The following is a 10,169-nucleotide window of genomic DNA, read 5'->3' as shown; positions in this document are numbered from 1 at the left end:
CAACTCTCGGCACCGGGCTCGCCACGGGCGCGGCCATGACGACGTACGCCCTGTGGGAGGCCCGTCAGTACACTCTGCGCCACGTGGGACTGCCCGTGCTCCCCGAGGGCGCGGACCCGATGCGCGTACTGCATCTCTCGGACATGCACGTGGTCCCCTCGCAGCACAAGAAGCTCGACTGGATCGCCTCGCTGGCCGCGCTGAAGCCGGACCTGGTCGTCGACACCGGCGACAACCTCGCCCATCGTCGTGCCGTCCCCGCCGTCGTCAACGCGCTGGGAACGCTGCTGGATGTGCCGGGCGTCTTCGTGCACGGGTCCAACGACTACTACGAACCGGGCCTGCGCAACCCCATCGGCTACCTGCTGCCGGACCGGGGCAAGCGGCGTACGAACGTCCCTGAGCTCCCGTGGCGGGACCTGTCCGCGTCTTTCTCCAAGGCCGGCTGGCTCGACCTCACCAACACCCGCTCATCGCTGACCGTCAAGGGAGTCGAGATCGCCTTCGCCGGCGTCGACGACCCACACCTTCGCCTCGACAACCTGCCCGCGGTCGCCGGCCCCGCGGACCCGGTCGCGGACGTACGCCTCGGGGTCGCGCACGCGCCCTACCTGCGGGTCCTGGACCAGTTCACCGCCGATGGCTACGACGCGATCCTGGCCGGTCACACCCACGGCGGACAGATCTGTCTGCCCGGCGGGCGGGCGCTGGCCACCAACTGCGATCTCGAGCCCGAGCGTGTGCGCGGACTGCACACCCACACCCACGGTGGACGGCAGGCGTGGCTTCATGTCTCGGCCGGTCTCGGGACCTCTCCCTACACGCGGATCCGCATCGCCTGCCGCCCCGAGGCGACCCTCCTGACGCTCACTCCGCGCGGGTCTTCTCGACGGTAGGGCTCGATTACGGTTGGGGCGGACGTCTGGGCTATGCTCATTCTTCGTTGGGCCGTTGATCGGTGCAGCATTCGGGTTGTAGCGCAGCTTGGTAGCGCACCTCGTTCGGGACGAGGGGGCCGCAGGTTCAAATCCTGTCAACCCGACATCGAGCTCAGGCTCGGAGATCACGAAGATCTCCGAGCCTGAGCTCATTTCTGGCGGAGTAATCTCGACGCATGAGCTTCGACACCCGCAACGGCACCCGTGGCGCCAAGCAGCCCTCTGCCAACCTGTTCCTGAAGCTGGCAAATGGCCTGATGATGAGTCGGGCTCGCAAGAAGGACGCGAAGATGGCGGGGATGCGGTTGCTCGTCCTCACCACGATCGGCAAGAAGAGCGGCGAGCCCCGCTCGACGCCGCTTGCCTGGTTCCCCGGCGACGACGGCACTTGGCTGGTCGCCGCCTCCGCCGGCGGCGGGGCGAAGAACCCGGCGTGGTACTACAACGTCGCCGCCAACCCCGACCGGATCACCATCGAGCTCGCCGGCGAGACGATCCCGGTGGCCGCCGACCAGCTGCACGGCGAGGAGCGTTCACGCGCGTGGGCAGCGATCGTCGACTCCTCCGCGAACTTCGGGGGCTACGAGGAGAAGACCGACCGCGAGATCCCGGTCATCCGTCTGACTCGCGCCTGAGTTCAATTGTCCTGAGTTCATTTGTGGGGTGCGACATGCGAAACTGCCCCTCATGAGCAACGACCCAGCCGACAAGCTCGCTGCGCCGTCGTTCGGTTTCAAGAAGAAGCGTGGGGGCGCGAAGCCGGCGAAGGCGAAGTCCGAGGCGACTCCGAGCAAAGCCCAGCCCGAGGCAGCCCAGCCCGAGGCAGCCGAGTCTGCGGCAGCCCAGCCCGAGGCAGCCGAGTCTGCGGCAGCCCAGCCCGAGGCAGCCGAGTCTGTGGCAGGCGCGGCTGACACCGCCCCGACTGAGGCCGCCTCCGCTGAGACAGCCCGCTCTGAGTCCGCGACGGCCGAGACTGCGCCGGCTGAGACCGCGCCGGCTGAGACTGCCGCGGCCGAGACGGCTCCGCTCGAGTCGACCAGCGCGACCGCCCAGGGCGAGAAGACTCAGGTACTGGAGAAGGAGGCTCCGTCCGTCGCCGACCCGGTCGACCCCGAGCCCGCTGTCGAGAAGGCGCCGAAGAAACAGAGGGGCCAGAAGGCGGCGAAGCCCATCAAGGAGCCCAGGCCCGCCAAGAAGCCCAGACCTGCGAAGAAGCCCAGGCCCGCCAAGGAGCCCAAGGCATCAAGGCCTCCGAAAGCACCCAAGCAGCCCAGAGACCCGAGCCAGCGCCGGCTGAACATCGGCATCCCGACCGGCCTGTCCGCGGCCGTCATGATCGGCGCCATCGTCGGCGCCTTCATGGCCCTGGCCGTCTGGTTCAGCGGCGCCGTGAGCCAGTGGACCCGAGGCACCTCGTCGCTCGGCGACGGCGGCGCGATCATCCTCATCGCTGTCTTCGCGCTCGCGGTCGTGGTTGGTGGCTACCTTCTCCGCCTGGCTTCGGCCCGGTCGCCGTTCACGATCAGCTTCCTCGGCTCGGCCATGGTCGCCGTACTCTCGATGCTCTTCCTCACCGAGGTCTTCAACCACGCCTGGGGCGTCATCGTCGTCGTGTTCCTCAGCGCCGCCGCGTACGCCCTCGCCCACTGGGTCACCACCAACTACATCGACTGACACGCTCGCCCCGCTGCCGAGACCTCACCCCCACCGGCCAAGACATCACCCGCGCTGCCACGAAGCGTCACCTACACGGGCCGAAACGTCAGCTCTGCAGGCCGAAGCGTCAACTCTGCAGGCCGAGACGTCACCACTGCAGGCCGAGACGTCACCTACGCAGGCCGAAACGTCAATGAGAACCACTCGGCCTGCAGGACTGACTTCTCGGCCTGCGTACGTGACTTCTCGGCCTGCAGAGTTGACGTCTCGCCGCGGGGGCGGCGTCAGAGGGCAGCGGCGACGAACTCCGCGAGCTGGACGGTGTTGAGTGCTGCGCCCTTGCGGAGGTTGTCGTTGGAGATGAACAGCGCGAGGCCGCGGTTGTCGGGTACGCCCTCGTCGTTGCGGATCCGGCCGACGTAGGCGGGATCCTTGCCGGCGGCGTGCAGCGGTGTGGGTATGTCGCGGAGCTCCACGCCCGCGGTGTCGCCCAGGATCTCCACCGCGCGCTCAGGCGTCAGCGCCGAGGAGAACTCGGCGTTGATGGCCAGGGAGTGACCGGTGACGACCGGGACGCGGACGCAGATGCCAGAGACCCGCAGGTCAGGCAGGTCAAGGATCTTGCGGGACTCGTTGCGGAGCTTCTGCTCCTCATCGGTCTCGTTGAGGCCGTCCTCGACAAGCGATCCGGCGTAGGGAAGGACGTTGTAGGCGATGGTGTCGACGTAGGTCGACGGCTCCGGGAACGCGATGGAGGATCCGTCGTACGCCAGCTCGCGGGCCTTGTCCTCGGCGGCCGTGACACCGTTGACGAGCTCCTCGACGCCGGCGACGCCGGAACCCGAGACCGCCTGGTAGGTCGAGACGATCAGACGCTCGAGACCGGCCTCGTCGTGGAGCGCCTTGAGGACCGGCATGGCAGCCATCGTGGTGCAGTTCGGGTTGGCGATGATGCCCCGTCGGGCCTCGATGACCGTAGCCATCGCCGACGGGTTGACCTCGGAGACGACCAGCGGGACCGATGGGTCCTTGCGCCAGGCCGAGGAGTTGTCGATGACGATCACACCGGCGTCGGCGAACTTCGGGGCAAGGGCCTTCGAGGTCGCACCGCCGGCTGAGAAGATCGCGATGTCGAGCCCCGACGGATCGGCGGTGGCAGCGTCCTCGACGACCACCGAACGGTCACCGAACTCGATCGTCTTGCCGGCCGAACGTGCCGAGGCGAAGAAACGGACCTCGCCGAGCGGGAAGCCGCGCTCGAGCAGGATCTGGCGTACGGCGACGCCCACCTGCCCGGTGGCTCCTACGATTCCCAAGTTTATGCTCATCGGCCGGTACCTCCGTAGACGATGGCCTCGCTGTCGCTGTCGAGGCCGAATGCTCTGTGTGTGGCGCGCACGGCGCGGTCGAGGTCGTCGGCGCTGACCAGCACCGAGACCCGGATCTCCGAGGTCGACACCATCCTGATGAGGACCCCCTCGGCGGCGAGCGCGGCGAAGAACCGCGCGGTGATCCCCGGATGCGTACGCATCCCGGCACCGACGATGGAGAGCTTGCCGATCTGCCCGTCGGCGATCGGGTCGGCGAAGCCGACCTCGCTCTGGATGTCACCGAGGACGGCGCGCGCCATCTTGACGTCGGTGCGCGGCAGGGTGAACGAGATGTCCGTCCGCCGCGTCTCCTCCGCCGACACGTTCTGGACGATCATGTCGATGTGGATGCCGTTGTCGGCGAGGGTGTCGAAGATGCGGGCAGCCTCGCCGGGCTCGTCGGTGACCCCGACGAGGGTGATCTTGGCTTCGCCGCGGTCGTGGGCGACGCCGACGATCTCCGGCGTACCGGCGTCGGGCTCGGCGCCGTAGGAGACCTTCTCGATGTCCACGTCGGAGAACTTCGCCGCGGCCGCTTCGACGGCCCGGTCGACCTCGTCGTCGCCGACGACGACCGAGACCCGCACCTCGGAGGTGGAGATCATCTGGATGTTGACGCCGGCCTGGGCGATCGCGGAGAAGAAGTCGGCGATCTTCTTGGGCTGCGTACGCAGCCCCGCGCCGATCAGCGAGACCTTGCCCATCAGCGGCTCGGTGCTGACCCGCTCGAAGCCGAGCTCGGCGCGCGCCAGCTCCAGTGCCTTCCCGGCGCGCTCGACATCGTCGCGCGGCAGGGTGAAGGAGATGTCGGTGCGCTCGGTGCCGGCCGCGGAGGTGTCCTGCACAACCATGTCGACGTTGATGCCAACCCCGGCGATGATCTCGAAGACCTTCGCGGCGGCACCCACCTGGTCGGGCGCGTTGACGACCGTGATCTTCGCCTGGCTGCGGTCGTAGGCGATGGCGGCGACGATCGGTGCCTCCATGCCGGCATCTCCACCGGGCTGGTGGTCCTCGTGCGCCTGCGGCGAGACCGCGTCGATGCTGCCCTTGACCACGGTGCCGTTGAGGGTGGAGAACGAGGAGCGTACGTGGATCGGAAGGCTGTGACGCCGGGCGAACTCGACCGAGCGGAGGTGGAGCACCTTTGCCCCGGATGCCGCCAGCTCGAGCATCTCCTCGAAGGCCACCACGCTCAGCTTCCGGGCGGTCGGGACGATCCTCGGGTCGGCCGTGAAGACGCCGTCGACGTCGGTGTAGATCTCGCACACGTCGGCGTTCAGCGCCACGGCCAGCGCGACCGCGGTGGTGTCCGTGCCGCCTCGGCCCAGCGTGGTGATGTCCTTGGTGTCCCTCGAGACGCCCTGGAAGCCGGCGACGATCGCGATCGCACCATCTGCGATGGCTCCCTGGATCCGCTCCGGGGTGATGCTGAGGATCTTGGCCCGCCCGTGCTGCGCGTCGGTGATCAGACCTGCCTGCGACCCGGTGAACGACCGGGCCTCGTACGCCAGCCCGCGCTCGTTGGCGACATCGTTGATCGCCATCGCGAGCAGCGCCATCGACTGCCGCTCACCGGAGGTGAGCAGCATGTCGAACTCACGCGCGTGCGCGGTCGCGTCTGGCGAGACCTTGTTGGCCAGATCGATCAGCTCATCGGTGGTGTCGCCCATGGCAGAGACGGCCACGACAACGTCGTGGCCCTGCTCTTTGGTCGCGACCACTCGCTGAGCGACCCGCTTGATGCCTGCTGCGTCGGCGACAGAGCTGCCACCATATTTCTGAACGACGATTCCCACGCCGGGAAAGTCTACGTTGCCGATGTTGCCGTCTTCTCAAGCATCTCATCTGCGGCAGCCAGGTCCTCGTCCTCACCGGTGAACGGCTCCGAATCGAGGCGGTCGTGGGCGACCACCGTGAGCAGCGCGTTGAGCACCGCCCCCGCCAGGTTGCCCCAGTTGTTGACGTAGCTGAACTGCCACCACCACAGCGCCTCGTCGACGTCACCGAGACGGTAGTGGCGCAGCCCGTACTCCAGGTCGGTCACCAGGCTCGCGACGTCGTCGGAGATCTGGCTGTCGACCACGTCGGGGCTGTAGGGGTCGAAGACGAAGCTGTAGGTGTCGATGTTGCCGAACATCTCGGCCAGCCCCATCCGCAGCTCGTCGACGTCGGCCTCCATGCCCACGTCGGGCTGGAACTCCTCGCGCGGCTCGAAGTCCTGCTGCGCGCCCAGACGCGCGCCCGCCAGGAGGATCTGGCTCACCTCGAGCAGCAGCATCGGGACGGCGCTCCCACCATCGCCGTCGGCAGCGATCGCGCGCACCGAGAGCAAGAAGCTCTCCACCGAGTCGGCGATGCTGGTGGCGAAGTCCTTGCCGGTCAAGTCGTTCGTCATGACGGCCCCCTTCCCGAGGTCCCTTTGGATCGTCAGGCTACCGCCGATATGACGGTCTGACGAGGGTAAAGAGACGGCTCTTAGCAGGCGCTCAGGAGCTAATCAGCCGCTCTGCGCCCGGCGAACGCACGCCCGAGGGTGACCTCATCGGCGTACTCCAGGTCGCCGCCGACCGGAAGACCGCTGGCCAGACGGGTGACCTTCAGGCCGAGCGGGCTCAGCTGGCGAGTCAGATAGGTCGCCGTCGCCTCGCCCTCGAGGTTGGGGTCTGTGGCGAGGATCACCTCGGTGATCCCGGGGTCGTTGAGCCGCTGGACGAGCTCGCGGATGCGCAGCTGATCGGGGCCGATCCCGTCGATCGGGCTGATCGCCCCACCGAGCACGTGATAGCGCCCCCGGAACTCGCGGGTGCGCTCGATCGCGACGACGTCCTTGTATTCCTCGACCACGCACAGCACCGACTGCTCCCGGCGCGGGTCACGACAGATCCGGCAGGTCTCCTCCTCGGAGACGTTGAAGCAGACCGAGCAGAACTTCACCTTCGCCTTGACCTCGTTGAGGATCGCGGCCAGACGATGTACGTCTGCTGGATCGGCCTGCAGTAGGTGGAATGCGATCCGCTGGGCGCTCTTCGGGCCCACGCCCGGCAGCCGTCCCAGCTCGTCGATGAGGTCTTGGACCACACCCTCGTACAAGTTGTTGTCGCCTTCTCTGTCTGGTGCTCGGGTCTAGAAGCCGAGCTTGAACGGGGGCTCGCCGCCGGCGGCGCCGGGTCCCCCACCGAGGCCGCCCGCGAGCGGGCCCATCGTCTCGCTGGCGAGCGCGTCGGCCTTGCCCTTCGCCTCGCGGTAGGCCGCGACGATCACCGCGCCGAGGTCCTCGAGGTCGTCGGGGCTGCTGCCGTCGAACTCGCCCTGCTTGATCTCCACGCCGACCAGCTCACCTGTGCCGGTGACCTTCACGGTCACCGCGCCACCGGCGACGGTGCCGTCGACGATCGTCTCGGCGAGCTTGTCCTGGGCGTCGACGATCTGGCTCTGCAGCGCCTGGGCCTGCTGCATGATCGCGTTGAGGTCGAAGCCGCCTTCTCCGCCGAGGCCTTCGAGAGGGTTCGTCATCTGTCCCGTCCTTGGGTTGGGTCGAGCCTTGGGGCTCTAGTTGTGAGGGATCTCTTCGATCATCGTTGCACCCAGCTCCCGAGCGAGCAGGTCCTCCGCCCCCATCGTGGCCGGACCGTCGTAGGACTGATCGTTGGGATTCACCGCCGCATCCGCCTCTGCCAGGCGGACTGCCTGGTCGTCGACGGGTGGTTCATAGTCAGCCGTACGCGTCGGGCGGATCGCCTCGCGTGCCTTGGCGATCGAGCCGGCGTCGGTGACCGAGACAGCGTCGCTGGGCGGGGCCGCTTCGTTGGGCGAGTCTGTCGGGACGCCACTCGGGAAAGCATCCACCGGCGGGCCTTGGTCAGGAGGCGACGGCTCGGTGGCCCAGTCGGGCGGCGGGGCCGACTCGTTCCAGGAGGCTTCTGGCTGCTGCTGAGGCGGAGCGGGCTCCGGCGGCTGCGTCGGCTGCTGGGGCTGGGGCGGAGGCGGAGACTGGCGCTGCGGAGCGCCCTGGCCACCGCCGGCGACGATCGCCTCTATCTTCGGCTGGATGCCGATCACGTTGACCAGCGCCTGGCCCAGGACCGGCTCGTGCCCACCGGTCGCGAACCGGTCCCGGAGCCCCGGCGAGGCGAACCCGATGGTGAGCACACCGTCACGGAAGTCGACCACCTGCGCGTTCTGGCCGACCAACGACCAGGTCGCCCGTCGAAGGTCCTTGATCTGGGCGATCACGTCATCCCACAGGCGCCGGATGTCTATGCTGCGCATAGTCACTCCCTCGCTCGGCGCGTTGCCCATGGTGGCGCCTTGCGACTGTGCCGGAGGCTGCGACTGAGGCTGGGGCTGCGATTGGGGCTCGGACTGGGCGGGCGGCTCGGGCCATCCCTGCGACAACGGCTCTGCAGGTGCGTCGGCGACGGGGACCGGTGCTACAACCGGCTCGGCGACCGGTGCCGGTTCGGGCTCACGGGGCGGCTCCGGCTCCGGGGACGGAGCGTACGACTGCGATGCCTCGGCCTGCGGATGCGCCGGAGCGGCGACCTCGTGCCCCGGTGCACCGACGGACGGCTTGAGCACCGGCCGGTCCTGCGCCGGAGCGGCCGCCATCGGAGCAGCGGTCACCGTCGGCGTACCGCTGATCTCGACCCGCCTCTCCAGACGGTCCAGGCGAGCGGCGAGACCGTCGGCGCCATCGGCGGCAGGCAGCAGCACCCGGGCGCAGATCAGCTCCAGAAGCAACCGGGGCGCGGTGGCCCCACGCATCTCGGTCAGACCCGTCGCGACCGCGTCGGCGGCGCGGGAGAGATCGTGTGGCCCGAAGCGCCCGGCCTGGGCGACCAGTCGCTCGCCACCGTCCTGGGATACATCGATGAGCCCGGTCGTGGGCGCGTCCGGGACCGCCTTGACGATGACCAGGTCGCGCAGCCGGCGGAGCAGGTCCTCGGTGAATCGCCGCGGGTCCTGACCGGTCTCGATGATCTTGTCGATCACGCCGAACACAGCTGCCCCGTCGTGGGCGGCGAAGGCATCGACGACCTCGTCCAGGAGCGCGTCCGGGGTGTAGCCGAGCAGCCCGGCGGCGAGGTCGTACGTCACCCCGTCCGGCCCCGAGCCACCGAGCAGCTGGTCCATGACCGAGAGGCTGTCGCGCATCGACCCGGCGCCCGCGCGGGCGACCAGCGGCAGCGCCGCCGGCTCGACGTCGATCCCCTCCATCTCGCACAGCGTCGAGATGTAGTCGGAGACCAGCTTGGGCGGAAAGAGACGGAACGGATAGTGATGCGTGCGCGACCGGATCGTCGGAATGACCTTCTCCGGCTCGGTCGTCGCGAAGATGAACCGCAGATGCTCCGGCGGCTCCTCGACCAGCTTGAGCAACGCGTTGAAGCCCTGCGTCGAGACCATGTGAGCCTCGTCGATGATGTAGACCTTGTAGCGGCTCTTGACCGGCGCGAAGAACGCCTTCTCCCGCAGGTCACGGGCATCGTCGACACCACCGTGCGAGGCCGCGTCGATCTCGATCACGTCGATGCTTCCCGGACCTCCACGGGCCAGGTCCCGGCACGAGTCGCACTCCCCGCACGGGTCCGCGATCGGCGCCTTCTCGCAGTTGAGGGCCCGAGCCAGGATCCGCGCCGAGGTCGTCTTGCCGCAACCGCGTGGGCCGGAGAAGAGGTAAGCATGGTTGACCCGGTTGCCCGCCAGTGCGTTGCGCAGCGGACCGGTGACGTGATCTTGACCGATGACCTCGGCAAACGTCTCCGGCCGGTAGCGGCGGTAGAGAGCTAGGGGTGCATCCACAGACACGACCCTATCCGCCCGCACCGACACTTCGCGACCAGGCGCGGTGTGCTGCCAGAAGTGCGCTCTGTCGCACTCCTGGCAGCACACCGCGGGAAAGAAAAGGCCCCCCACGCACCCAACAGAGCTCGCGTATCCTTGCTGCCTTCCGGCCCTGGGGAGGTTCGACAAGATGTCGCCACATGGGGGGTTGCGGAAGAGTCTAGACGAGTCCCCTCGCCGATCCCAAAGCGATGCGACGAGCATGTCGGGGCAGCCGCCCCGATTTCCTCCAGGCGTACGCAGCCGCGTAGGATCCACCACGGATCTGTCGCCTAGTGGCCTATGGCGCTCGCTTGGAAAGCGGGTTGGGTTAACGCCCTCGGGGGTTCGAATCCCCCCAGATCCGCCAGCAGGAAAA

Annotated in this window: 9 protein-coding genes, 2 tRNA genes, 1 other RNA gene and 1 pseudogene; 5 read left to right on the top strand and 8 right to left on the bottom strand. The window is 68.3% G+C overall.

Annotated features, from left to right (window positions below):
* The 4 genes from ACRDPS_RS06965 to ACRDPS_RS06950 all read left to right on the top strand — a co-directional run.
* A partial coding sequence (locus tag ACRDPS_RS06965) for a metallophosphoesterase (RefSeq protein WP_431500895.1) occupies positions 1 to 896 on the top strand: 896 nt, incomplete at its 5' end.
* 72 nt (positions 897 to 968) lie between these two features.
* Positions 969 to 1,042 (top strand) — tRNA-Pro (locus ACRDPS_RS06960).
* Between the two features lie 72 nt (positions 1,043 to 1,114).
* Complete coding sequence (locus tag ACRDPS_RS06955) at positions 1,115 to 1,573, top strand: nitroreductase family deazaflavin-dependent oxidoreductase (RefSeq protein ID WP_431500894.1); 459 nt, start codon at positions 1,115 to 1,117, stop codon at positions 1,571 to 1,573.
* A gap of 52 nt (positions 1,574 to 1,625) precedes the next feature.
* Positions 1,626 to 2,612 carry a hypothetical protein gene (locus ACRDPS_RS06950; protein ID WP_431500893.1) on the top strand — a complete coding sequence of 329 codons (987 nt, stop codon included), beginning with the start codon at positions 1,626 to 1,628 and terminating at the stop codon, positions 2,610 to 2,612.
* 266 nt (positions 2,613 to 2,878) lie between these two features.
* Here ACRDPS_RS06950 and ACRDPS_RS06945 read toward each other — a convergent pair whose 3' ends face one another.
* The 8 genes and pseudogenes from ACRDPS_RS06945 to ffs all read right to left on the bottom strand — a co-directional run bounded on the left by ACRDPS_RS06945 (position 2,879) and on the right by ffs (position 9,961).
* Positions 2,879 to 3,922, bottom strand: a complete 1,044-nt coding sequence (locus ACRDPS_RS06945; RefSeq protein ID WP_431500892.1) for an aspartate-semialdehyde dehydrogenase — start codon at positions 3,920 to 3,922, stop codon at positions 2,879 to 2,881.
* A complete protein-coding gene (locus ACRDPS_RS06940) occupies positions 3,919 to 4,476 on the bottom strand; it encodes an ACT domain-containing protein (protein WP_431500896.1) in 558 nt (185 codons plus the stop codon). The genes ACRDPS_RS06945 and ACRDPS_RS06940 overlap by 4 nt, the downstream gene beginning before the upstream one ends.
* Positions 4,453 to 5,763, bottom strand: a pseudogene (locus tag ACRDPS_RS06935) (aspartate kinase); the annotation flags it as partial. The pseudogene ACRDPS_RS06935 and the gene ACRDPS_RS06940, both read right to left, overlap by 24 nt.
* A gap of 11 nt (positions 5,764 to 5,774) precedes the next feature.
* Complete coding sequence (locus tag ACRDPS_RS06930; protein WP_431500891.1) at positions 5,775 to 6,362, bottom strand: DUF5063 domain-containing protein; 588 nt, start codon at positions 6,360 to 6,362, stop codon at positions 5,775 to 5,777.
* Between the two features lie 98 nt (positions 6,363 to 6,460).
* Entirely contained in the window at positions 6,461 to 7,057 is a 597-nt protein-coding gene (gene recR, locus ACRDPS_RS06925; protein ID WP_431500890.1) for a recombination mediator RecR, read from the bottom strand.
* Between the two features lie 33 nt (positions 7,058 to 7,090).
* A complete protein-coding gene (locus ACRDPS_RS06920) occupies positions 7,091 to 7,480 on the bottom strand; it encodes a YbaB/EbfC family nucleoid-associated protein (protein ID WP_431500889.1) in 390 nt (129 codons plus the stop codon).
* Positions 7,481 to 7,516: 36 nt separating this feature from the next.
* Positions 7,517 to 9,769 (bottom strand): DNA polymerase III subunit gamma and tau, encoded by a 2,253-nt coding sequence (locus ACRDPS_RS06915; protein WP_431500888.1) that lies wholly within the window; start codon positions 9,767 to 9,769, stop codon positions 7,517 to 7,519.
* Positions 9,770 to 9,870: 101 nt separating this feature from the next.
* An RNA gene (ffs, locus tag ACRDPS_RS06910) (signal recognition particle sRNA small type) lies at positions 9,871 to 9,961 on the bottom strand.
* A gap of 111 nt (positions 9,962 to 10,072) precedes the next feature.
* On the opposite strand from ffs, the gene ACRDPS_RS06905 reads away from it, so the two are divergent.
* Positions 10,073 to 10,160 (top strand) — tRNA-Ser (locus ACRDPS_RS06905).
* The last annotated feature ends 9 nt before the right edge of the window (positions 10,161 to 10,169 follow it).

Source organism: Nocardioides sp. (assembly GCF_050699375.1).
Classification (GTDB): domain Bacteria; phylum Actinomycetota; class Actinomycetes; order Propionibacteriales; family Nocardioidaceae; genus Nocardioides.
The sequence above is the reverse complement of the archived record's forward strand: the minus strand, read 5'-3'. Positions and strand labels throughout refer to the sequence as shown.